The following is a 23,780-nucleotide window of genomic DNA, read 5'->3' on the forward strand; positions in this document are numbered from 1 at the left end:
GAACAATTATGAGTGGATTACATATATTAGCGTTTGGTGCTCATGCCGATGATGTTGAAATCGGCATGGCAGGTACCATTGCAAAGTATACGAAGCAAGGATATGAAGTAGGCATTTGCGATTTAACAGAAGCTGATCTTTCTTCAAATGGAACGGTAGAACTAAGAAAAGAAGAAGCAAAGGCTGCAGCTCGTATTATGGGAGTAAAAACGAGAATTAATTTAGCAATGCCAGACCGTGGTTTGTATATGAAAGAAGAATATATACGTGAAATTGTAAAGATTATTCGTACATATAAACCAACACTAATTTTCGCACCATACTACGAAGATCGTCATCCAGACCATGCTAATTGCGCGAAACTTGTGGAAGAAGCTATCTTTTCAGCGGGAATTCGTAAATATATGCCTGAACTTCCGCCGCACCGTGTAGAGTCTTTTTATAATTATATGATTAATGGTTTTCATAAACCGAATTTTTGTATAGATATTAGTGAATACCTTTCTAAAAAGGTGGAAGCGTTAGAAGCGTATGAAAGTCAGTTTTCAACAGGGAGTGATGGTGTTAAGACGCCATTAACCGAAGGATACGTTGAAACTGTAATCGCTCGGGAGAAGATGTTTGGGAAAGAAGTTGGAGTGCTGTATGCCGAAGGATTTATGAGTAAGAAACCGGTTTTATTACATGCTGATTTAATAGGGGGATGTAAATGAAATTGAAAATAGGTATTACATGTTATCCTTCTGTAGGTGGTTCTGGGGTTGTTGGGACAGAGTTAGGAAAGCAATTGGCGGAACGCGGGCATGAAATTCATTTTATTACATCGGGTGTACCATTTCGGTTGAATAAAGTGTACCCGAATATTTATTTTCACGAAGTAACAGTAAATCAATATTCTGTTTTTCAATATCCACCTTACGATTTAGCATTAGCGAGTAAAATGGCAGAGGTTGCTCAAAGAGAAAACCTTGATATTTTACATGTGCATTATGCAATCCCTCATGCTATTTGTGCATATTTAGCAAAACAAATGATTGGGGAGCGTATTAAAATTGTTACGACCTTACATGGAACGGATATTACTGTGTTAGGTTCCGACCCTTCGTTAAATAATTTAATTCGCTTTGGTATTGAACAATCTGATGTTGTTACAGCTGTGTCACATTCGTTAATTGAAGAAACAAATGAACTTGTAAAACCAGATAAAGAAATTGAGACGGTATACAATTTTGTAGATGAACGTGTTTATTTCAAACGTGATATGTCTCAATTAAAAAAAGAATATGGTATACGAGAAAATGAAAAAGTGTTGATTCATATTTCAAATTTCCGAAAGGTTAAGCGTGTACAGGATGTTGTGCAGTCATTTGCCAAAATTGTAAAGGAAGTAGATGCGAAATTGCTTCTTGTTGGTGATGGACCAGAGTTCTGTACTATTTTACAATTGGTGAAAAGTTTACATATTGAGGAACGTGTCTTATTCCTAGGAAAGCAAGATAATGTTGCAGAGCTTCTTGCGATGAGTGATTTAATGCTACTTTTATCAGAAAAGGAAAGTTTTGGTCTTGTTATATTAGAAGCGATGGCGTGTGGTGTGCCTAGTATCGGAACGAGGGTTGGGGGCATTCCAGAGGTCATTCAACATGGTGAAACAGGATATATATGTGAAGTTGGAGATACAGACGGAATAGCTAAGCAAGCAATTCAGCTACTAGAAAATGAAGAACTTCACCGTAATATGGGAGAGCGAGCGATGAAATCTGTATATGAGCAGTTTCGTTCGGAAAAAATCGTTTCACAGTATGAGGCGATTTATTATGACATACTAAGGGATGACAAGAATGGAAAGATTTAAAAAAGCTAGTTCAATTATTGAGATGTTAAAACAGCACGGACATGAGGCTTACTTCGTTGGTGGAAGTGTACGCGATCTTATTATCGATAGACCGATTGGAGATATCGATATCGCAACATCTGCTTTACCAGAAGAAGTAATGGCTATTTTCCCAAGACATGTTCCGGTTGGTCTTGAGCATGGAACTGTAATTGTTGTAGAAAATGGTGAACCGTATGAGGTAACTACTTTTCGAACAGAAAGCGAATATGAAGATTTTCGAAGACCTAGTAGTGTTCAATTTGTCCGTTCATTAGAAGAGGATTTAAAACGACGTGATTTCACGATGAATGCAATTGCAATGACAAAGGAAGGCGAAATGGTGGATTTATTTGCTGGGAAAGAAGCGATTCGTCTGAAGGAAATTACAACGGTTGGAGATGCTGCAGACCGTTTTCAAGAAGACGCACTGCGAATGATGCGTGGTATTCGGTTCGTAAGTACGTTAGGTTTCTCTTTGGAAATAAAGACGAAACAAGCAATTGAAACGTATGGGCATTTGCTCGAACATATAGCGATTGAAAGAATTACAGTTGAATTTGAAAAATTGTTGACCGGTACATATTGTGTGAATGGTCTTCAAGAGTTAGTAGAAACTAAGCTATTTTCTCATCTGCCATATTTGCAAATGTCAGAAGAAAGACTCTTGAAAGCTACGCAGTATAAATGGGATTCTTTTGAAACAGACGTTGAGGCTTGGGCATTTTTCTTATATTGTATCGGAGAAGAGCATCCATCTGTCTTTTTGCGACAATGGAAGTTCTCGAATAAAAAGATTAAAGATATCGTAGCGGTTATATTAGCAATTCGTTCTAGAAAGGAGAAGGAGTGGGATACAATCCTTCTTTATAAAACTGGGATTCGCATCGCTGAGATGGCGGAAAGAGTATATGAAGCGATAATAGAAAGTTATAATAGTGCGTCTGTTAAGCAAGTACAATCATTATTTCATGCATTGCCGATAAAAAATCGTCAAGAAATGAATGTGACTGGTAATGATTTATTAAGCTGGACAGATAAAAAGCCAGGTCCGTGGGTTGCCGAAATGCTTCAAAATATTGAAGAAGCAATCGTACAAGGAGATTTAGTTAATAAGAAAGAGGATATAAGGGAGTGGCTACAAAGATGCAATCTACTATAAGAAAGCAGTTATTACAAGTTTTTTCTGAAGCAGATGGTGCATTTGTATCTGGTCAAATACTTAGTGACAAACTTGGTTGTTCGAGAACCGCTGTATGGAAGCATATGGAGGACCTTCGTAATGAAGGGTATGAACTAGAAGCTGTACGCCGCTTAGGGTACCGAATTGCTAGTAAACCAGATAAAGTAACAGCGAATGAGATTCAATTAGGATTACAAACAGAGCGTATCGGTAGAACGGTTTATTTTGAAGAATCGGTTGAGTCTACTCAGCATATTGCAGCGAGACTTGCTTATGAAGGCGCAGAAGAGGGAACAATTGTCGTTGCTGAAGAACAAACAGCAGGTAGAGGACGTTTAAGTAGAAAATGGTATTCCCCAAAAGGAACAGGAATTTGGATGAGTATTATTTTGCGTCCCTCGATTCCAGTTCATCATGCACCACAGCTTACTTTATTAGCAGCTGTTAGCGTAGCGCAAGCAATTGAAAAATGTACCGGTGTAAACGTAGGGATTAAATGGCCGAATGATATTTTAATTCAAGGTAAAAAAGCTGTCGGTATATTAACGGAGATGCAAGCTGATCCAGATAAAATTAATGCTGTTATTATGGGAATTGGCATTAATGCAAATCAGAAACAAGAACATTTTGATGAGGAAATTCAGCAAATTGCAACTTCATTAGCAATTGAATCGGGTAAGCCGATTGTTCGTGCGGAACTTATGCAACAAATTTTCTTGCAACTAGAGAAATTGTATGAAGAGTATTTAAAAAATGGCTTCTCTGTTATTAAAATTCTTTGGGAAAGTTACGCAGTAAGTATCGGAAAAGAAATTACAGCTCGAACGATGAAGGAAACTATTAATGGGCTAGCAAAAGGAATTACGGAGGATGGTGTATTGTTACTTGAGGATCATCAAGGACAAGTGCACCACATTCATTCTGCTGATATAGAAATTAAGTAAAAGAAGTTCCTATTTTGGAGCTTCTTTTTGTCATTTAGATACTAATAAATTTCACATACCGTAATAGGGATAGAAAATTATTTTTTCGAAAAAATGTAGCAATTCCTTTTCAGAGTTTGCTATAATTAGTTCGAATATGGGCAGTATCAAAGCGAACTGCACCATTATTTTACGCAGTATGAAAAAATAATAATTTGGATTCTGCCTTGATCCAATAACGGACTGGGACAGAGGGATGAATAATGCCGACTAACACACAACCCTTCTGCCCTTTTATGGCCAGAGGGGTTTTTTATATGATTTCGGCCATCTCCTCTCTCCTGCATAAAGGAGGAGTAGTTTTTGAAAACAACAACAGATTTTTTGAAAATGAAAGAGCAAGGTGAGCCGATTACAATGCTAACGGCGTATGATTATCCATCTGCTAAATTAGCAGAAGAAGCTAAAGTCGATATGATTTTAGTGGGTGATTCTCTAGGAATGGTTGTACTTGGGTATGATTCAACAGTTCCAGTAACAGTAGAGGATATGATTCATCATACGAAAGCTGTACGCCGCGGAGCGAAAGAGACGTTTATTGTAACTGATATGCCATTTATGTCTTATCATGTCTCATTGCAAGATACGATGATTAATGCACGTCGCATTGTTCAAGAGAGCGGGGCACATGCATTAAAGGTAGAAGGTGCTGGAGAAGTTATATCAACTATTCACTACTTAACGAATGCGGGAATTCCCGTTGTGGCGCATTTAGGTTTAACTCCTCAATCTGTAGGAGTGCTAGGTGGGTATAAAGTACAAGGGAAAGATGCTGAAAGTGCAAAAAAATTAATAGAAGATGCAAAGAAATGTGAGGAAGCTGGTGCGATAGCACTTGTGCTAGAATGTGTGCCAATGCAATTAGCAGAACTTATTTCAGAGCAGTTAACAATTCCTACAATCGGAATTGGAGCAGGACAAAAAGTAGATGGGCAAGTTCTTGTATACCACGATCTTATCTCGTACGGCGTAAATCGTGTTCCGAAATTTGTGAAGCAATATACGTCTGTTCAAGAGGAGATTGTGCGAGGGATTTCGCAATACGTTACTGAAGTAAAGACAGGGCAATTTCCTGAAGAAAAACATTCATTCACAATGAAAGAGGAAGAGTGCTTAGCGTTATACGGAGGAAAACAATAATGAAAATCATAACTACAGTGCAAGAGATGCAGCAAATTACAAACGAACTGCATGCAAGTGGAAAAAGTATCGGTTTTGTTCCAACGATGGGGTATTTACACGAAGGGCATGCTACGTTACTACGTAAGGCAAGGGAAGAAAATGAAATTGTAGTTTTAAGTGTATTTGTAAATCCACTACAATTTGGACCAAATGAAGATTTAGATCGATACCCACGTGATATTGATAGAGATGAAAATGTAGCAAAAGAAAATGGTGTTGATTATTTATTTTATCCGAGTGTAGAAGAGATGTATCCAGCAGAACAAACGACAACAGTAGAAGTTGTGAAGCGTACCGACGTATTATGTGGCAAACAAAGACCTGGTCATTTCGCTGGTGTTGCGACTGTACTAATGAAACTATTTAATATTACATTGCCAACGCGTGCTTATTTCGGTATGAAAGATGCACAGCAAGTAGCTGTAATTGAAGGATTCGTAACTGATTTTAATATTCCCGTTACGATCGTACCAGTTGATATTGTAAGGGAAGAAGATGGATTAGCGAAAAGTTCTCGTAATGTGTATTTATCACTAGAAGAACGTGAAGAGGCTCCTCATTTATACGGCAGTCTATGTATAGCGAAAGAACGAATTGAGGCAGGCGAACGTAATCCGGAAATCATTATGAATCTTGTGAAAGAGCATATTGAGAAGTATACGAAAGGCACTGTAGATTATGCTGATTTATATGCATATCCTTCTTTAAAAGCAATAAATAAAATTGAAGGAAGAATCATTTTAGCGATTGCAGTTAAGTTTGAAAATGTACGATTAATTGACAATATAACATTAATGGGGAAATAAGGGGGAGCATCTATGTTTCGCACAATGATGAGAGCGAAGTTACATCGTGCAACTGTAACAGAAGCAAATTTAAATTATGTAGGTAGTATTACAATTGATGAAGATTTAATGGATGCGGTAAATATTGTAGAAAATGAAAAAGTACAAATTGTAAATAACAACAATGGAGCTCGCTTAGAGACATATGTTATTAAAGGAGAGCGCGGTAGCGGTGTTGTGTGTTTAAATGGTGCAGCTGCAAGGCTTGTACAACCGGGTGATAAAGTTATTATTATTTGCTATGGTTTAGTGGCAGAAGAAAATATTCATAAACAAGAGCCGAAAATTGCAGTATTAGACGATGATAATCAAATTATTGAAATGTTAGGTGCTGAAAAAGCTGGCACGATATTATAAGTAGGAAGGCTATCTCTAATTAAGGAGATAGCTTTTTTGTGCATCTTTTCATTAAGATGAGGTAAAACGTGGTATAGTAACATTATATAATTTTTGTGTTTGATAGGTAAGAAATTGAGGTGTTACATATATGAGTAAGCGTTATGTCGTTGTTGATTTAGAGACGACAGGGAACTCCTGGAAGGATGGGAAGGATAAAATCACCCAAATTGCAGCTGTTGTAGTGGAAGATGGAGAGATATTAGAGATTTTTTCATCTTTTATTAATCCGAAGAGAGAGATTCCCCTATTTATTACAGAATTAACTGGGATTGATGAAGATCTTGTAAAACAAGCCCCGTTATTTCGAGATGTAGCCCCGATGATTGTTGAGCTATTACAAGGTGCGGCTTTTGTTGCACATAACGTTCACTTTGATTGGAATTTTTTAAATGAAGAATTAAGGCAGGCTGGATATACAGAAGTACATTGTCCTAAAATTGATACAGTTGAATTGGCGCAAATTCTTTTGCCGACAGCTGATAGTTATAAATTACGTGATTTAGCTAAGCAGCATGAACTAGAGCACGATCAACCACATCGTGCGGATAGTGATGCTCTTGCAACAGCGGAGTTGTTTTTACAATTTTTAAGTGAAATTGAAAAGTTACCACTTGTCACATTACAATCGCTTTATGAATTAAGTGATGTTTTCCAAAGTGATATAGCTGATGTACTTTCTGAAAATATTTTAAAGAAAATGATGCATGGTAAAGAAGATGCAGAGGATTATGAGGTGTATCGAAATATTGCGCTTCGAAAGCGGAATTATTCTTTAAGCCTCAGTGAAATATACTCATCTAAATTTGATGCTTTCTTACATAAGACAATCGATAAACTTGAATTGAATATGCCAAAATTTGAAAAAAGAGAAAGCCAACAGATTATGATGAAGGAAATATATACAGCGCTAAGAGATTCTAGGTTTTCACTGATTGAAGCAGGAACAGGTACGGGGAAGACGCTTGCATATTTACTTCCAAGTATTTATTTCGCAAAGAAAAAAGAAGAACCTGTCATTATAAGTACACAAACTGTACAATTGCAACAACAAATACTAGAAAAAGAAATTCCTTTATTAAAGAAAATAATGCCATTTTCATTTGAAGTAGCTCTTCTGAAAGGAAGAAAGCATTATCTGTGTCTACATAAATTTGAATATGCTTTGCAAGAGGAAGAGAAAAATTATGATATGGCGCTCACAAAAGCAAAAATTTTAGTGTGGTTATTGCAAACGGAAACTGGCGATCGTGATGAATTAAATATTCCTGAGGGCGGCAAGTTACTTTGGAACCGTATTTGTAGTGATGTACATAGTCCAGGCGGGATGCAAAGCAACTGGTATAGTCGTTGTTTTTATCAAAGAGCAAAGAATAAAGCATTATTTGCAGATATCGTTATTACAAATCATGCGTTATTATTTCAAGATTTTTCAAGTGAAGAACCACTATTTGCTTCATGTGAACATATTATTTTTGATGAAGCTCATCATATCGAGGAAGCGGCGAGTAGAACATTAGGTGAACAGTTCTCATGCATGTATTTTCAAGTAGCTTTATCTCGTCTTGGTACGCTAGAAACAGATGATGTACTTTCTAAAGTATATAAAATGATGAAAAAATCAGAGCAAGCATCGCGTTCGACTTTCCGTATGGTGAGTCATAGTTTGAAGGAATTGAAATTTGATGCGGATGAACTATTTCAAATGTTACGGACTTTCGTATTTAAACAAACAAAGCAGGAACAAGGGATGAGCAATATGCCACTCATTTATCGATATAACACGGAAGTAGAGAAAGGTAAGTTATGGGATAGCATTACCGAGTTAACAAATCGATTTGTGTATGATGTAAGAAAGTTATTGACTACACTTGAGAAGCAAGTTGAAATATTGCAAAGTAAATTAGAATGGGAGATGCATGTCGTTACAGGTGAATTTATGCATTTAATTGAGTTGTTGAGAAAGATGGCACAATCTTTACAATTACTCATTTTAGAAAAAAATTCATACGTGACATGGATGGAGACTGAAACGAAGGGAACGATTCATTCAACAGTTCTATATGCGCAGCCTGTTCATATTGGTGAAAGATTTGCTGATGAATTTTTAACCCAGAAAAAGAGTGTTATTTTCACATCAGCAACGTTAACAGTTAATGATTCATTCGACTATATAAAAGAGGAGCTAGGTTTACATGATTTTGCTCCCAATACATTAAAGGTTCCATCACCATTCCGTTTTGAAGAGCAAATGAAATTAATGGTTTCAACGGATGTACCTTTTATTAAGAAAGCAAGTAATGAAGAATATATTGAGTCTATATCGGCACATATTGCGAAAATAGCGAAAGCTACAAAAGGTAGAATGCTCGTTTTATTCACTTCGTATGAAATGTTGAAAGAAGCGTATACGAATTTGAAAAATGATGAGACATTAGAAGGATATTTATTATTAACGCAAAGTGTGAATAATAAGAGCCGAAGTCGTCTAATCCGCAAATTCCAGGAGTTCGACAAATCGATTTTGTTAGGAACAAGTAGTTTTTGGGAAGGGATAGATATACCTGGAGATGCTCTGAGTTGTCTTGTCATTGTCCGTCTGCCTTTTACCCCTCCTCATCAGCCGATGATGGAAGCAAAAGGAGAGTGGTTAAAAAATCAAGGAGAAGACGTATTCGATAAGTTGGCGCTCCCACAAGCAATCTTGCGTTTTAAACAAGGGTTTGGTCGTCTTATTAGAACAAATACAGATACGGGAACTGTATTTGTATTAGATCGTCGTTTGACAAGTTCTTCTTATGGAAAACGATTTTTACAATCAATCCCAACTGTACCGCTCTATGAAGGACCGTTAGAAGAATTGTTAGTACAGTTAGAAGAATCGTCAAATGAATAAAATTGGAAGAAAAATACGCCTGAAGTACATTTAAACTTCAGGCGTAAAAAATGTGGGTAGGAGGAATTTTATTTTTCTTACTTCTTGTATACAAAATATATTGCTTTTCGATTTGAAACCTTTTTTTGCTGTACATGTCCTGCTATAATAGATGGGTGATGAAGCAGGGGTTGTAAAGAATGTACTCTTATTGTAACCGCATTGCGTTCTTCTATAATTAGAAATTTTTGTGTAACGGAGGAGTTTTTTCATGGATAAGAAAATCGAAGTCCTATCAACGACGCGTATTAAATATTCGTCTGACTTGTATAAAATTGTTGATGGTTTGAATCGTACGTTAAAAGAGCAGGACCTCATGTTCGGATTAGCATTAGACGAAAAAGATAAAGAAACAGCTGTATTTACGATTTACAGAACGTAGTGATACAATGAAAAAGTGGATCTTTACAATCATTATCGTTATCGTTGCTAGCGGAATATATGGGGCATATGTTTATAATAAAGCGATGGAAAAGAAAATTCCAAAAGAGTCAAAGTCTGTAGAAATTGCGAAAGAAAAGGCAAAGCTTACAAAGGTAAATACTGTTGATTATTATAATGGAAAATCTTCATATACAGTCGTACAAGGTGCAGATGAAAAAGGAGAACAGCTTATCGTTTGGGTGCCTGATAAAAAAGGAAATGTCCTTGTGAAGAAAAAGAGCGAAGGTATTTCTAAAAAAGAAGCTTTGCAAAAATTGGCTGAACAAGCTACAGGAGAAGGTGCTGAGCCGAAGCCGAAACCAAAAGAAATTATAAAAGTAAAATTAGGTGCTCAAAACGATATTCCATTGTGGGAAATTACATATATTGATCAGGAAGATCGTTATACGTATTACTATTTAGAGTTTCAAAATGGGGTTTATGCTGGACACTATAGCATTGAAAAATAGATGTAGGGGGAACTACAAATGAAATTAGCAAAGCGAGTAGCTGCTTTAACACCATCTGCAACTTTAGAAATTACAGCAAAGGCACAAGCATTAAAAGCAGAAGGTCATGATGTAATTGCATTAGGAGCAGGAGAACCTGACTTTAATACGCCAAAACATATTATGGATGCTGCGCATAAAGCGATGTTAGAAGGACATACGAAATATACACCAACAGGTGGATTACAAGCGTTAAAACAAGAAATTGTGAAGAAGTTTACTCGTGATCAAGGAATTGCGTATGATCCATCTGAAATTATTGTATGTAATGGTGCCAAGCATGCATTATATACATTATTCCAAGTGTTACTTGATGAAGGAGATGAAGTTATCATCCCAACTCCTTATTGGGTAAGTTATCCTGAGCAAGTAAAGCTTGCTGGTGGTAAGCCAGTTTATGTAGAAGGTCTAGAAGGCAATGAGTACAAAATTACAGCAAAGCAGCTGCGTGAGGCAATTACAGAGAAAACGAAAGCTGTTATTATTAATTCACCGAGCAATCCAACAGGGATGATTTACAGCAAAGAAGAATTACAACAGCTTGGAGAAGTATGTTTAGAGCATGATATCTTAATCGTTTCAGATGAGATTTATGAAAAATTAATTTATGGTGACGCGGAATATACTTCAATTGCCCAGCTTTCTAATGCACTAAAAGAACAAACACTTATTATTAATGGTGTATCTAAATCACATTCTATGACAGGTTGGCGTATTGGATATGCAGCAGGAAATAAGCAGCTTATTAAAGCGATGACGAACTTAGCGAGTCATAGTACGTCAAACCCTACTTCAATTGCTCAATACGGTGCAATTGCTGCGTATGCAGGCTCACAAGAACCCGTAGAAACAATGCGTCAAGCGTTTGAAGAAAGATTGAACATTATTTATGATAAATTAATTCAAATTCCTGGTTTCACTTGTATCAAACCACACGGTGCTTTTTACTTATTCCCAAATGTAAAAGAAGCCGTAGCGTTAGCTGGGTATGATACAGTTGATGAGTGGGCAAAAGCATTATTAGAAGAAGAAAAGGTGGCTCTTGTTCCAGGTACAGGATTTGGTGCACCAAATAACGTTCGATTATCGTATGCGACATCTCTTGAGCAAGTTGAGAAAGCATTAGAACGAATTCATACGTTCATGAAAAGTAAGGTACAGGCTTAATCGTCTGTTTCTTGTAGTAAATGGCAAAAAACCTCCCTATATATAGGGAGGTTTTTTTGACGAATTGTGGCAAAAAGAAATGGCTAAAGGTGTGTTATACTAGAGAACGAGGTGTTTGGTGATGAAAAAGAAAATGATGTTACAATGGTTTGAACAGGGAAGCATAGCGATTCCTAAATTGCTTATGATGCATTATAAAAAGCTAGGTTTAAATGAGACGGAATTTATGGTAGTACTTCATGTACACACATTTTTAGAATCAGGTAATTCGTTCCCGACTCCTTCGGAGATTTCAGAACGGATGACGATAACAGAAATGAAATGCATGGAAGTGATTCAGACTTTAATCCAAAAAGGTTTTTTAGCACTAGAAGGTGGACGAAGATCTGAAGCGATGATGTGTGAAAGTTATTCTTTACAACCACTGTGGGAAAAAATATTGCACTTTTTAATGAATGAATCTATAGAGGAAGAGCAAAAAGAACAAAAACAAATTCAAGTAAATTTATATACAGTATTTGAAAAAGAATTCGGAAGACCACTTTCGCCATTTGAATGTGAAACATTAGGGATGTGGGAAGATCAAGATCAACACCATCCGAATTTAATTCAAGCGGCTCTTCGTGAAGCTGTTATGAGTGGTAAACTTAATTTCCGGTATATTGATCGTATTTTGTTTGAGTGGAAAAAAAACGGAATTAAAACGGTAGATCAAGCGCAAAATCAAGGCCAGAAATTTAGAGCGAATCAACAACGCACACAACAAACGACAAAACAAGAGACGAAATTTACTGGGAAAGTGCCTTTTTATAATTGGTTGGAGCAGTAGTGTAGGAGGAAAGATATGTTGAACAAAACGCAAATTCGTTATTGTTTAGATACAATGGCGGATATGTATCCAGAAGCGCATTGTGAATTAATTCATGATAATCCATTTGAACTTGTAATCGCAGTGGCATTATCTGCACAATGCACAGATGCACTTGTGAATAAGGTGACGAAAAACTTATTTCAAAAATATAAAACACCAGAAGATTATTTAAGTGTGTCTTTAGAAGAATTACAACAAGATATACGTTCCATTGGATTGTTTAGAAATAAGGCGAAAAATATTCAAAAATTGTGCCGGATGTTACTAGATGATTATAACGGGAAAGTTCCAGAAGACCGTGATGAGCTGACGAAATTACCAGGAGTAGGGAGAAAGACAGCGAATGTAGTTGTTTCGGTAGCATTTGGGATTCCAGCGATTGCTGTTGATACGCATGTAGAGAGAGTGAGTAAACGGTTAGCGATTTGTAGATGGAAAGATTCTGTGTTAGAAGTGGAAAAGACATTGATGAAGAAAATTCCAATGGATGAGTGGGGAGTTACACACCACCGTATGATTTTCTTCGGACGTTATTACTGTAAGGCGCAGCGACCACAATGTGAAGAGTGTCGATTACTAGAAATATGTCGTGAAGGAAAGAAACGAATGAAGGGGAAATAAAGGATGGAGCGAGTTATAGAAATACCGAAAGAGTTTCGGTGCGTACCATTTTTTAAAGAGAGTGCAAATTCGATTACGTATCACACAGATCAATCTTTTGAAGAAATAATACAAAATACTTACTTTATATTTGATATTGAAAGACAATATGAACCATGGAATGAAATTGAAACAAGTATTCCAGCGGTGTTAAATATATGGAAAAGCAAGCATGAAGAAATTGCTATACTATTTCGGAACAGAAAAAAACAAGAAGCTGAGGGTCCGATGATTCTTTTTGCAGCGCACTTTCTATCGGTTATATATTGGTTAAATGAGCAGCCTGTTCATAGTTTGAATGAGATGCAAGTAAATACGAATAAATTGGAAGTACAACCTGTTAACTTTATGGAGCGATATTCATTTATTATAAAGAAACCGAGTAATTACCATTCGTATATTCAATTAGTACAGTTGTATATCGAAATAGAAAAGCTATATGTAAAGAAAATGATAACAAAAAAGAAGTCGATTTCTCATTAAGAGAAACCGACTTCTTTTTTTGTTTATTAAGACTCTGTTGTAACAACATTTCCGTCCGCGTGAGGTGTATCTCCTCCGGTATTTTGTTGGTGTTGGTGTTGTTGCTCTTCAGCTTTTTTTCTAGCTTCTTCGTCAGCTTTTTTTCTAGCTTCTTCTTCAGCTTTTCTCTTAGCTTCTTCGTCAGCTTTCTTCTTAGCCTCTTCGTCAGCGGCTTTCTTTTGAGCTTCTTCTTGCTGTTTACGTTGTTGTTCTTGTTGCTGCTGTTGTTCTTGTTGTTTACGTTGTTGTTCTTGCTGTTGTTGCTGTTGCTGTTGTTCTTGCTGTTTACGCTGATCTTCATCAGCTTTTTTCTTAGCTTCTTCTTGTTTTAGTTTATCTTCATTGGTCTTTTTCAGGGCTTCTTCGTCAGCTTTTTTCTTAGCTTCTTCGTCAGCTTTTTTCGCATCTGGAGTTCCGCCAGGGGCAGTGAAGGATGCACCAACTGCAGGGCTTGTTCCAGTACCCTTTTTCGCTACTACAGAGAAACTGTAAGTAACACCTGGTTTAATACCACCAAGAGTAGCTGTCGTACCGCTTACTGATAAGCTACCACTAGAACCGTCAGTAGCTTTATAGCTTGCTGCGTATGCATCAACATTTGATGATGGTCCAGACCAGTTCAGTGTCACTGTGCTAGCGCCATCGAAAGCGACATTAAGGCCACTAGGTGGATCTACTTTAATTTCTTTAACTGCATCTTTTTTCGCACCTTTAATGTACAATTCTTCATTTATTTCTTGTACAGAAGAAGGACGTTCGAAACGAGATTTATCTGTAGCGAATTTGCTCATCATTACTTGGAACATTTGTTGTGCAATTTTAGTATAACGATCGCTAATATAATTTTCTGGACCATTCTTTTCGTAACCAGTCCACACAGCCATCGTATATTGTGGTGTATATCCAGCGAACCAGCTATCTCTGTTTGCATCAGCTGGGATGCCATATTTTTTTATATCTTTTGCATCAAAGTTTTGTGTTCCTGTTTTACCAGCAACGTCAAAGCCAGAAACATATGCTGTTGGCCCTGTACCGCCGGAACCAGGTTTTACTACGTCACGAAGAACGTCAGTGACCATGTAAGCTGTATAGTCGTGCATCGCGCGTTGTTCTTTCGGTTTAAAGCTTTTCTTTTTCCCATCTGGGAAGATGACTTCTTTAACGAAATGAGGTTTATTGTATACACCATCATTACCAAACGCTGCATATGCACCTGCTACTGCTAATGGAGAACTATCGTTACTACCAATTGCAGTAGATTCATGTACTCCATATTCAAACGTCATGCCTAAACCTTCAGCAAACTCTTGTGACTTAGTAAGACCAACTGTTTGAGCTGTCTTTAAAGCCGGGATGTTTAATGACTTCTTCAATGCTTCACGAAGTGAAACGTCACCTTTAAAATTACCCGTAGCATTTTTAATCTTTGTGCCATTAGAGTAAGTGTAATCAGAGTCATTTAATTGATGATAAGTAGACCATTGAAGGTTTTCAATTGCAGGACCATAGTCGAAAATTGGTTTCATTGTTGAACCAACTTGGCGTTTTAAATCAACTGCCATATTATGACCTTTGAAAGTAGACTTACTTTCTTTACGACCAGCGCCGATTGCTCGAACTTCTCCAGACTGAGTATCCATAAATACGAATGATCCTTGGAATTGATCGTTTGGATACTTGATGAGATTCCCATCCATAATTTTTTCAGCGTAATCTTGAGCATCTTGATCAAGTGTTGTATGAATCGTTAAACCATCTGAACCGATATTTACATCAGGGTATTCTTTTTCAACTTCCTTTACAGCAGCATCTATAAATGCTTGATACTTCATTTCAGTCACTTCTGAAGATGGAAGAAGTCCTTGTGTTACAGGGATTTGCATCGCATCATTCATTTCTTGTTTCGTTATATACCCGTGTCGGTTCATTAATGTTAATACGATATTACGACGTTTTGTTGCTCTATCAACGTTATCTGGTTTTGTTGGATCATAAATGTTAGGACCTTGGGGTAAACCAGCGAGCATTGCAGCTTCGTGTAGTTGTATGTCTTTTAAATCCTTGCCGTAATATTTTTTGGCAGCTGTGGAAATACCATAAGAGCGATTACCTAAGTTAATCTTATTTAAGTACATTTCTAAAATTTCATGTTTTGAGTACTGTTGCTCTAACTTATAAGATAAGTACCATTCCTGCACTTTTCTTTTTGCAGTTTTGTCCATCGTTAGAAAATAGTTTTTAACTACTTGCTGTGTAATCGTACTACCACCTTGTGATCCAAAACCACCAGTGACATTTTCCATGACTGCCATTCCAGTACGTCTAAAATCAATTCCATTATGATCGTAGAAACGAGCATCCTCAGTCGCAAGGAATGCACTTTCAATTACTTTTGGAATTTGATCGTATGTAACATGGGTTCGTTTTTCAGCACCGTATTCATAGAAGAAATTCCCGTTTTTATCAAGGAATTTTGTTGATAAAGGATTGACTAGCTTTGATTTGTCTAGTTTTGGAGCGTCCTTTACCATAACAAAGAAGGCCGAAACGCCAGCTACGAGACCGACGATACCAAGAAGTAGACAACCTATAAGAAATCTCTTGAAAAAGGAACCTTTTTTCTTTGGTTTTTCTTCTTTATTATTTGTTTCTTTCGTTTGATTTTTTACATGATTTCGTTCTGTACGAGAACGATAATTATCTGACATTATACTTTCTCCTACCTTTCATTCTCTCCCCCAAAAGTCGAAAAAAGAGCCTTAGTGATGACTCTATCACGAAAAATAAACCGTGTCTAGTACGCGGATATAATCAATTCGAGGGTGATAACCGCATGATAATAAAGACCCATGCTCTTCTATTTCTTGTTTTGTAATCGATTTACGTCCACCAGTATTTTGACGATTCCAAAATGCAATAATATGTTTTGCATCTAATAAATAAAATTCATCAAAAAGTGTAAATTTAATAATAACAAATGCAATTCCATTATGAGCGACTACTTGCTTCATATGTTCAATTTGATGAAGGTGGAAGTTTTGAAGTGGAAAACTGGTTTTATTTTTAGTTTCTTTCGCTTCAAAATCGATGTATTTCCCTTTGTATACACCGTTGTAATCTGTTGTAGAAGGTTGTTTGAAATACGCTTCTTTTACCACTGCAGCACTTCGAGCGGGGTAATCTACTTTTACAATTTGAAGAGGTGTAGGTTTTTTATGTACGCATGCAATATTATGGGTTAAGTAATATTGATTGGTGTCATTCAATTCCTCTTCAAGGGACATACCTCTATTACTGTAAGTATGTTTTTTTATTGGTGTTTTATGAGGTTGTGAAGCTTGATCGTACCTTTTTCCATTTGGGTAACGAATGGTCATATTTTGTCCACTCCCAACTTGATAAGATTTACTTACAAAGGTGATTATATCAAAAAATGAAAAAAGATGTGACCTTTTTCAAGAAAGGTATGGTGACTTACTCATGTTTCGATGGAATGATTACGAAAAAATTAAACAGACCCGTAATGATATTTTTTGTACAGAAGAGGAAAAAGCTATAGTTCTTGATATTAAGGAGAGCACGGATGTAGCTAACGTAGATAATATTTCACGTACACAATCTTACCAAGAATATTATTTGAGAAATAGAGAAATTAGATGGTCTTTTTTAGCAAGCATGGTTTCAAGGAATGGGGGATGGAACATGACAGATTTAGAAGGAGAATATTATTCTAATCTTTTATCTCAAACAGTTAAGAGACGATTATTTCTTTTGTATGAGAAAGCCAATTGGCTCATTTTTTTAGATGCATTTCCTCAACTATTACTGTATGAGGAAAGTAAAAAGAGATGTGCGCCGCTCTTTCATTTGTTACAATTTTTCAACATATCAATTTTTATGGAAAAAGAATGGGTCGCGTTTTGGGAGAAAAAAGATATAAATAGGCTTATGACGGCACTTATTATTAATGAACAAAATAAAATTCAAAAACCAGTAATTGAGAATGCATACTTTCAAAAACATGTATTTGATACTGCACTATTCAAATTTCAAGAAATATTTCACGTTAGTGCAGTTATTTTTCCAATGGTGGAAGGGGGAATGTATGGATTTTCAGTTTATCAATTTGAAACGTTGCAAAAACGTATAGAACTGGGGAAGCAATTAGCTTGGTTATTATTTCATTCAAAGTATAAGGCTTCTTTTTATAAATTTGCAGTGCAAACTAGGCATACAGGATCTAGGATGGATTATGAATGTAATATAAGGGGAATTAGAAAATCATGTACGCCGGCTCTTCGGGATGTGTATTCTATTGTCACTCATGAAAAATTAATTGAAAAAGATTGGTTTAGTGACGGGTTGGAAATAGATTCATTATTTTTAATTGAAAAACCTAAGGGGGAAATTAATATAACAGAATGGTATAGAAAGAAGAGGGAGCAAATACATACTCTTTCTATATTAAGTAGTTTTGTTAAAAGAATAGATGAGTTCATGATATAATAAAGAAGTCCCGCCTTCTTAAATGAAGTCGGGACTTCTTTATTAAAAGTAATAAGCTCTACAACAAGTTACTTTCTAATCGACTATTTGCCGGCAGTACGACTTTAACTTCAACACTTATCGAAAGCGAAGAGGTAAGGTAGACTAGAAAATAGTTGTTTGTAAAAGCCACTTTGGTTAAAGTGTCATTTTATCCCGCTATTTGTGGACAGTAAAACTCCTACCTCAAAATTTGGCTGGAGCAAAGAAGGTAGGTGGAAGCCCTGCTGTCCGTAAACACCCGATTGGTGCGGGCTGATAATCAGTGGGGGATGAACAAAACCCCACTGATTAAAGTTTCACTTTATGTAGCGGGGAAATTTGGACCATCAAGCTTTGGATTACCAGTCTCAGGTTGGTTTTGTTGTTTGTTTTGCTTTTTCTTTTTTTCGTTTTTATTTTTTGCCATCGTAATACACCTCCTTTTTGTATTGTTACCATTTCTAAAAATGGCATACTAAATGATTTCTTTGACGAATATCAACTAGTTTTGTCATGTGAGAAGGAGTAATTAATCAATCGGCGAAATTACATGACAAAGGAAAGGCAAAGAAGGGGGCGTTTTAAATATGGCGATGGTTCAGAAGGAAGATGTTATGAAAAAAATGGATCAAATGTTAAGTTCTCTCGATTTGCTGGAAATGAAGATTGGGATTAGAATGAATCATGCATTGAAGGATAAAGGTGAAAAAATATGCAATAAGATAGAAATAACAGAAATGCATATAGAACATATGGAAAATAAATTAGTGCATCACGAAGAAAAAGGGAGCTGGGTAAAGACATTTCAAAACGTCGTAGTGAGTGCATAATAAGGTGGGAACAAAATGGGACATGAAGCATTAATCCAGTCTTCGGAGAAGTTAATGCAGTATAATGATGAAGCGAATGTGAAAAAAAGAGAGATGGCTGAATATGATTTTTATAAGGATATGAAGCCATTTGTTGATATTGTAGATGCGGAGTTAGAGATGTGGAAAGAATTAGCTTATAGGTGGATAAAGGAAGAAAGACCTAAGTATATACATGTACAACAAATTGATCAAGTGTATGATAATTTACAAACTAATGTGCTACAATGTTTTGTTAATAAGGGAAAAGGTAAACGTTTCTTTGAAACTCATCAAGCTATTTCGTATACTTTGCAAAATATCGTAGATCAATGTAAATAACAAGAGGGAAAACCCTCTTGTTTTTTTATGCCTCGGTCACTGTTGTAGGTTTTGTTGCACCGTTTATTTCTAATTCACGTATTAATGTTCGGTAATCTGATATGCATATTTTTCCTTCAAGATAACAATGTCTTGCAAAGTCTAACAGTTCATTCGAATTTTCTGTGTAATACCCCTTTTTTTGAGAAAACGCTTGTTTTAAATCCCCTAATACCATGTTGATTCCTCCCCCATGAGAATCTTCTTCCTTATTATCATAGCATGGAAGGGTTTACTTTCTAATTTTTTTAAAAATTTAAACTTCCGACAAAAACAGACAGGTACTCCGTCACACATTTTATTTTATAGGTACATATTCTATATGTAGAAACTTATGCCAAGGAGGAGAGAATGCATGTTTCAACAACCTAATGTATATCAGCAAGCAAATCCATATGCACAGCAAAATATGTACCAATATAATGAGGATACATATTTGCGATATAATATGTATCCTTTCGAGCCTCATTATGGAAACCAAAATTATTATCAACCATTTGAAGTGTCTTTTGGGAATCAACCGCAGCAAGCGCATATGAATCAACCGCAACAAGCATATACGAATCAACCACAGCAAGCGCATATGAATCAACCGCAACAACCGCACATGAATCAGTCGCAACAGGCGTATATGAATCAACCGCAACAACCGCACATGAATCAGTCGCAACAGGCGTATATGAATCAACCGCAACAACCGCACATGGATCAGCCGCAGCAAATGTATACGAATCAACCACAGCAAGCGTATATGAATTCACAAAACTACATGTCGCCAGCTCAATATGTAAATCAACAAGCTATGTTTTATCCACCAAAACAACCATATCCAACGATGAATAAACAAAAGCAACAGCAACAGCAACCAAGTCAGTTTTCTAGTTTTGTTTCACAATTTAAATCATCAGATGGTAACTACGATGTAAATAAAATGATGAACACAGCTGGACAAATGATGAACGCGATGAATCAAGTAACAGGGATTGTTAAGCAAGTCGGGGGCTTTTTTGGTAAATAATAGTAGGGGGTTGTCTATAATAGGTATTACGTATGAATTTGGATACTAGACAAATTTCCATGAAATAAATGGGTATATATAACAAGCGGCTTTACCCCCTCGCTCATATTGTAAAGTGTAGTCAGATTTTTTTAATGAGAGAGGAGAGAAAAAACTATGCATCATTGTCATCCTTGCTTTGGAGGGCATAAGCCTGTAGGACCTATTTGTACGACAGCTCCTGTCATTCATCCAACAAAACAATGCGTAACACATTCTTTTTCAACAACGGTGGTGCCACACATTTTTCCAACCCATACAACGCATGTTCATCATCAACAAATTAAAAATCAAAGCTTCTTCCCACAAACAAACTCGAACGTAAACGTTGTAGATCCTGGGGATCCAGGATTCGGCGGAGGATGTGGACCATGCGGTCATGGCCATCATCACCATGGGCATCAAATATCACCATTTGGACCAGGACCGAATGTATCACCATTTGGACCAGGACCGAACGTATCACCATTTGGACCAGGACCGAATGTATCACCATTTGGACCAAATATCGGACCAAACGTTGGTGGAATGTTTAAAAAGTAAATGATATGTTAGAACTAGCGAAATGCTAGTTCTTTTTTTGTAATTGGAGTGTTGATATGAAGGTTGTTGCTGTAACAGGATATAAGCCGTTTGAACTTGGAATATTTAAAAATGATCATCCAGGAGTAGAGTGTATAAAAAAGGCGCTGCGTCGTAAATTAACTGTTTTTGTAGAAGAAGGCTTGGAATGGGTTATTATTAGCGGCCAGTTAGGAGTAGAGCTATGGGCTGCTGAAGTTGTTTTTGAAATTCAAGTAGAATATCCAGATTTAAAATTAGCGGTATTTACTCCTTTTTTAGAACAAGAAGAAAATTGGAAGGAAGATAACCGTGAATATTACGAATTTATTCTTTCGCAAGCAGATCACATTGATAGTATTACGAAACGGAAGTACGAAAGCCCAGAGCAATTTAAATTAAAGAATCAGTTTTTTATTGAAAAAAGCGATGCACTTTTAGCTGTATATGATGAAGAAAAGTCTGGGAGCCCTAAATATATTGTAGAAGCAGCTAAGAAAAAAGGAGAAATAGAAAATTATCACAGTTATTTTATTCTTTTTTCTGATTTACAAGATATAATGGAAGAGGAACAGTGGAATAATGCAGAGTAATATGTAATATAGTACTCGTATATTTGATTGACAAAAGGCATTGTTTCTGAAAAAATTTAGTTAATGAAAGCTTTGGCAAAAATTAGAGGTGAAGAAAATGATTTCGGATAAAATTAAATTAACAGCGAAAGATATTTTAGAAAAAGAATTTAAAACAGGTATGAGAGGTTATCAACAAGAAGAAGTAGATAAGTTTCTTGATATGATTATTAAAGATTATGAAGCTTTTCATAAGGAATTTGATCAATTAAAACAACAAAACGTTCGTTTGAAACGTGAATTAGAAGAGCAGAAAGTAGCGGCAACACAAGTTCCGCAACAACCGGTACAAACACCAGTTGCACAACCAGTGTATAACAATACGAATACGGATATTTTAAAACGTCTATCTAATTTAGAAAAAGCTGTATTTGGAAGTAAGTTATACGAATAAATTAAGGTAACAAAAAGGTTAAAGTATTTTACATAGAAAAAAACATTGCAAAATCTTTTTGTTTCCACTATACTAATGTTTGTCATAACGTTTGGGTAATCGCTGCAACGCCAACGTTGTAGAGGAAAGTCCATGCTCGCACGGCCTGAGATGGCTGTAGTGTTCGTGCCTAGCCAAGTCATAAGCTAGGGTATTCTGGCTGCAAGGCTGGTTTAACGGCAGGGAAAAAACCTAAGTCCTTTCGGATATGGTTTGACTACCTTTAAAGTGCCACAGTGACGAAGTCCTTGAAGAAATGATAGGAGTGGAACGAGGTAAACCCCACGAGCGAGAAACCCAAATAATGGTAGGGGAATCTTTTCCAAGGAAATGAACGACGGAAAAGGACAGGTTTTCGTAACCTGTAGATAGATGATTACCACCGGAGTACGAGGCGTGGGCCGTTTGCAGTACAAAGGAACAGAACATGGCTTACAGAACGTTATGAACCAACTATGAAATAACTCAGCTCTCCTTTGTTAGAGGAGGGCTTTTTATTTGTATGAAGTTATAAGTTGTGAGTTAAAATGGTAAATGAGAATATTCTTCGTAATATGTGATAATTAATAGGAAAACATGTTATTAATTATTGTTTGATTATACATAAGAGGTGAATGCAAATGGGAAAAGTTACTTTAATTGCAACAGCGGCAATGGGTATTGAAGCGTTAGTTGCCCGAGAAGTTCGCGATCTTGGTTATGAATGTGAAGTGGAAAACGGAAAGGTAACGTTTGAAGCGGATGAAAAAGCGATTTGTCGTACGAATTTATGGTTACGTACTGCAGACCGTGTGAAAATTAAAGTCGGCGAATTTAAAGCAACAACATTCGATGAGTTATTTGAAAAAACAAAAGCGTTAAATTGGGGAGATTATATTCCAGAGAATGGAGAATTTCCCGTTATTGGGAAATCTTTGAAATCAACATTATTTAGCGTTTCAGACTGCCAACGTATCGTTAAAAAGGCTGTTGTTGAGAAATTAAAAACAACGTATAGACGCACAACTTGGTTTGAAGAAGATGGACCGTTATTCCGTATTGAAATTGCAATGCTCAAGGATATTGCGACGTTAACAATCGATGCGAGTGGTGTAGGTCTTCATAAACGTGGATACCGTCTTGAGCAAGGTGAAGCGCCTTTAAAAGAAACATTAGCTGCGTCTTTAATTAAGTTAACAAACTGGAAGGCGGATCGTCCTTTCGTTGATCCTTTCTGTGGGTCTGGTACAATTCCAATTGAAGCTGCATTAATTGGACAAAATATCGCACCAGGATTTAACCGAGGCTTTGCATCGGATGAATGGGGCTGGGTTGGTAAACAAAATTGGCGCGAAGCTCGTCAAGAAGCTGAAGATTTAGCTAATTATAATCAACCATTGCAAATCATTGGATCAGATATCGATCACCGTATGATAAGAGTTGCCCAAGATAACGCAGAAGAAGTTGGATTAGGGGATCTTATATCATTTAAACAAATGCAAGTAAAAGATTTCACGACAAAAGAGGAATATGGCTATGTTGTAACGAATCCTCCATACGGAGAACGTTTAAGTGAAAGAGCGCTTGTTGAAAAATTATATAAAGAAATGGGAGAGGTATTCCGCCCATTAGATACGTGGTCAATGTATTTATTAACAAGTTATGAAGCATTTGAGAAATGTTATGGGAAAGATGCATCGAAAAAGCGTAAACTGTTTAACGGATTTATCCGTACAGATTACTATCAATACTTCGGAAAGCGTCCACCGCGTAATTCATAGTATAAAACTCCTCCAGCACGCATATACTGGCT

At 36.5% G+C, this 23,780-nt stretch carries 26 protein-coding genes and 1 other RNA gene; 23 read left to right on the forward strand and 4 right to left on the reverse strand.

Annotated features, from left to right (window positions below; translation table 11 throughout):
• The first annotated feature begins 8 nt into the window (after positions 1-8).
• The 14 genes from bshB1 to DET63_RS14450 all read left to right on the forward strand — a co-directional run bounded on the left by bshB1 (position 9) and on the right by DET63_RS14450 (position 13,510).
• Positions 9-713, forward strand: a complete 705-nt coding sequence (gene bshB1, locus DET63_RS14385) for a bacillithiol biosynthesis deacetylase BshB1 (protein ID WP_002011848.1) — start codon at positions 9-11, stop codon at positions 711-713.
• A complete protein-coding gene (gene bshA / locus DET63_RS14390) occupies positions 710-1,855 on the forward strand; it encodes an N-acetyl-alpha-D-glucosaminyl L-malate synthase BshA (RefSeq protein WP_002086596.1) in 1,146 nt (381 codons plus the stop codon). The genes bshB1 and bshA overlap by 4 nt, the downstream gene beginning before the upstream one ends.
• Positions 1,842-3,035, forward strand: coding sequence for a CCA tRNA nucleotidyltransferase (locus tag DET63_RS14395; RefSeq protein ID WP_113937061.1), 1,194 nt, complete (start codon positions 1,842-1,844; stop codon positions 3,033-3,035). Before bshA ends, DET63_RS14395 begins: the two co-directional genes overlap by 14 nt.
• Positions 3,020-4,000 carry a biotin--[acetyl-CoA-carboxylase] ligase gene (locus tag DET63_RS14400; RefSeq protein ID WP_002086594.1) on the forward strand — a complete coding sequence of 327 codons (981 nt, stop codon included), beginning with the start codon at positions 3,020-3,022 and terminating at the stop codon, positions 3,998-4,000. Before DET63_RS14395 ends, DET63_RS14400 begins: the two co-directional genes overlap by 16 nt.
• 342 nt (positions 4,001-4,342) lie before the next feature.
• Positions 4,343-5,179, forward strand: a complete 837-nt coding sequence (gene panB / locus DET63_RS14405; RefSeq protein ID WP_113937062.1) for a 3-methyl-2-oxobutanoate hydroxymethyltransferase — start codon at positions 4,343-4,345, stop codon at positions 5,177-5,179.
• A complete protein-coding gene (gene panC / locus DET63_RS14410) occupies positions 5,179-6,027 on the forward strand; it encodes a pantoate--beta-alanine ligase (RefSeq protein ID WP_002086591.1) in 849 nt (282 codons plus the stop codon). The genes panB and panC overlap by 1 nt, the downstream gene beginning before the upstream one ends.
• A 12-nt stretch (positions 6,028-6,039) precedes the next feature.
• A complete protein-coding gene (gene panD / locus DET63_RS14415; RefSeq protein ID WP_000490176.1) occupies positions 6,040-6,423 on the forward strand; it encodes an aspartate 1-decarboxylase in 384 nt (127 codons plus the stop codon).
• A 130-nt stretch (positions 6,424-6,553) separates the two neighbouring features.
• A complete protein-coding gene (gene dinG, locus DET63_RS14420) occupies positions 6,554-9,358 on the forward strand; it encodes an ATP-dependent DNA helicase DinG (protein ID WP_113937063.1) in 2,805 nt (934 codons plus the stop codon).
• 250 nt (positions 9,359-9,608) lie between these two features.
• On the forward strand, positions 9,609-9,779 hold the full coding sequence (locus DET63_RS14425) for a YpmA family protein (RefSeq protein WP_002086589.1): 171 nt from the start codon (positions 9,609-9,611) through the stop codon (positions 9,777-9,779).
• 7 nt (positions 9,780-9,786) lie between these two features.
• Entirely contained in the window at positions 9,787-10,290 is a 504-nt protein-coding gene (locus tag DET63_RS14430) for a cell wall elongation regulator TseB-like domain-containing protein (RefSeq protein WP_113937064.1), read from the forward strand.
• A gap of 18 nt (positions 10,291-10,308) precedes the next feature.
• A complete protein-coding gene (gene aspB, locus DET63_RS14435; protein WP_113937065.1) occupies positions 10,309-11,496 on the forward strand; it encodes an aspartate transaminase AspB in 1,188 nt (395 codons plus the stop codon).
• A 121-nt stretch (positions 11,497-11,617) separates the two neighbouring features.
• Positions 11,618-12,325, forward strand: coding sequence for a DNA replication protein DnaD (gene dnaD, locus DET63_RS14440; protein WP_000728546.1), 708 nt, complete (start codon positions 11,618-11,620; stop codon positions 12,323-12,325).
• A gap of 15 nt (positions 12,326-12,340) precedes the next feature.
• Entirely contained in the window at positions 12,341-12,988 is a 648-nt protein-coding gene (gene nth, locus DET63_RS14445; RefSeq protein WP_000933020.1) for an endonuclease III, read from the forward strand.
• Positions 12,989-12,991: 3 nt separating this feature from the next.
• Complete coding sequence (locus DET63_RS14450) at positions 12,992-13,510, forward strand: YpoC family protein (RefSeq protein WP_113937066.1); 519 nt, start codon at positions 12,992-12,994, stop codon at positions 13,508-13,510.
• Between the two features lie 26 nt (positions 13,511-13,536).
• On the opposite strand, the gene DET63_RS14455 is transcribed toward DET63_RS14450, so the two are convergent.
• Both DET63_RS14455 and recU read right to left on the reverse strand, forming a co-directional pair.
• Positions 13,537-16,257 (reverse strand): penicillin-binding protein 1A, encoded by a 2,721-nt coding sequence (locus tag DET63_RS14455; RefSeq protein WP_113937067.1) that lies wholly within the window; start codon positions 16,255-16,257, stop codon positions 13,537-13,539.
• A gap of 66 nt (positions 16,258-16,323) precedes the next feature.
• Positions 16,324-16,926 (reverse strand): Holliday junction resolvase RecU, encoded by a 603-nt coding sequence (gene recU / locus DET63_RS14460; protein WP_002030800.1) that lies wholly within the window; start codon positions 16,924-16,926, stop codon positions 16,324-16,326.
• Positions 16,927-17,029: 103 nt separating this feature from the next.
• Between recU and DET63_RS14465 the strand changes: the two genes are divergently transcribed.
• Positions 17,030-18,055 carry a DUF2515 domain-containing protein gene (locus tag DET63_RS14465; protein WP_113937068.1) on the forward strand — a complete coding sequence of 342 codons (1,026 nt, stop codon included), beginning with the start codon at positions 17,030-17,032 and terminating at the stop codon, positions 18,053-18,055.
• Between the two features lie 343 nt (positions 18,056-18,398).
• Here the strand turns inward: DET63_RS14465 and DET63_RS30935 are convergent, their stop codons facing one another.
• Positions 18,399-18,545, reverse strand: coding sequence for a phage portal protein (locus DET63_RS30935; RefSeq protein WP_309473010.1), 147 nt, complete (start codon positions 18,543-18,545; stop codon positions 18,399-18,401).
• Positions 18,546-18,663: 118 nt separating this feature from the next.
• Here DET63_RS30935 and DET63_RS14470 point away from each other — a divergent pair, with 118 nt between their 5' ends.
• A complete protein-coding gene (locus DET63_RS14470; protein ID WP_002011865.1) occupies positions 18,664-18,906 on the forward strand; it encodes a hypothetical protein in 243 nt (80 codons plus the stop codon).
• A gap of 15 nt (positions 18,907-18,921) precedes the next feature.
• Positions 18,922-19,266 (forward strand): YppE family protein, encoded by a 345-nt coding sequence (locus DET63_RS14475; protein ID WP_002011864.1) that lies wholly within the window; start codon positions 18,922-18,924, stop codon positions 19,264-19,266.
• 25 nt (positions 19,267-19,291) lie between these two features.
• Here the strand turns inward: DET63_RS14475 and DET63_RS14480 are convergent, their stop codons facing one another.
• Positions 19,292-19,483 carry a YppF family protein gene (locus DET63_RS14480; protein WP_012260642.1) on the reverse strand — a complete coding sequence of 64 codons (192 nt, stop codon included), beginning with the start codon at positions 19,481-19,483 and terminating at the stop codon, positions 19,292-19,294.
• A 177-nt stretch (positions 19,484-19,660) separates the two neighbouring features.
• Here DET63_RS14480 and DET63_RS14485 point away from each other — a divergent pair, with 177 nt between their 5' ends.
• From DET63_RS14485 to DET63_RS14510, 6 genes are all read left to right on the forward strand, one after another.
• Positions 19,661-20,323 (forward strand): YppG family protein, encoded by a 663-nt coding sequence (locus DET63_RS14485; RefSeq protein WP_113937069.1) that lies wholly within the window; start codon positions 19,661-19,663, stop codon positions 20,321-20,323.
• Positions 20,324-20,479: 156 nt separating this feature from the next.
• Positions 20,480-20,905 (forward strand): CotD family spore coat protein, encoded by a 426-nt coding sequence (locus tag DET63_RS14490; RefSeq protein WP_002011871.1) that lies wholly within the window; start codon positions 20,480-20,482, stop codon positions 20,903-20,905.
• Positions 20,906-20,961: 56 nt separating this feature from the next.
• Positions 20,962-21,516, forward strand: coding sequence for an SLOG family protein (locus tag DET63_RS14495; protein ID WP_002011870.1), 555 nt, complete (start codon positions 20,962-20,964; stop codon positions 21,514-21,516).
• 97 nt (positions 21,517-21,613) lie between these two features.
• Positions 21,614-21,949, forward strand: a complete 336-nt coding sequence (gene gpsB / locus DET63_RS14500) for a cell division regulator GpsB (protein ID WP_000622428.1) — start codon at positions 21,614-21,616, stop codon at positions 21,947-21,949.
• Between the two features lie 87 nt (positions 21,950-22,036).
• Positions 22,037-22,428: RNase P RNA component class B (gene rnpB, locus DET63_RS14505), an RNA gene on the forward strand.
• 180 nt (positions 22,429-22,608) lie between these two features.
• Positions 22,609-23,748 (forward strand): THUMP domain-containing class I SAM-dependent RNA methyltransferase, encoded by a 1,140-nt coding sequence (locus DET63_RS14510; RefSeq protein WP_002011868.1) that lies wholly within the window; start codon positions 22,609-22,611, stop codon positions 23,746-23,748.
• The last annotated feature ends 32 nt before the right edge of the window (positions 23,749-23,780 follow it).

Origin of the sequence: Bacillus sp. DB-2 (assembly GCF_003315125.1) — a bacterium.
GTDB classification, from domain to species: domain Bacteria; phylum Bacillota; class Bacilli; order Bacillales; family Bacillaceae_G; genus Bacillus_A; species Bacillus_A mycoides.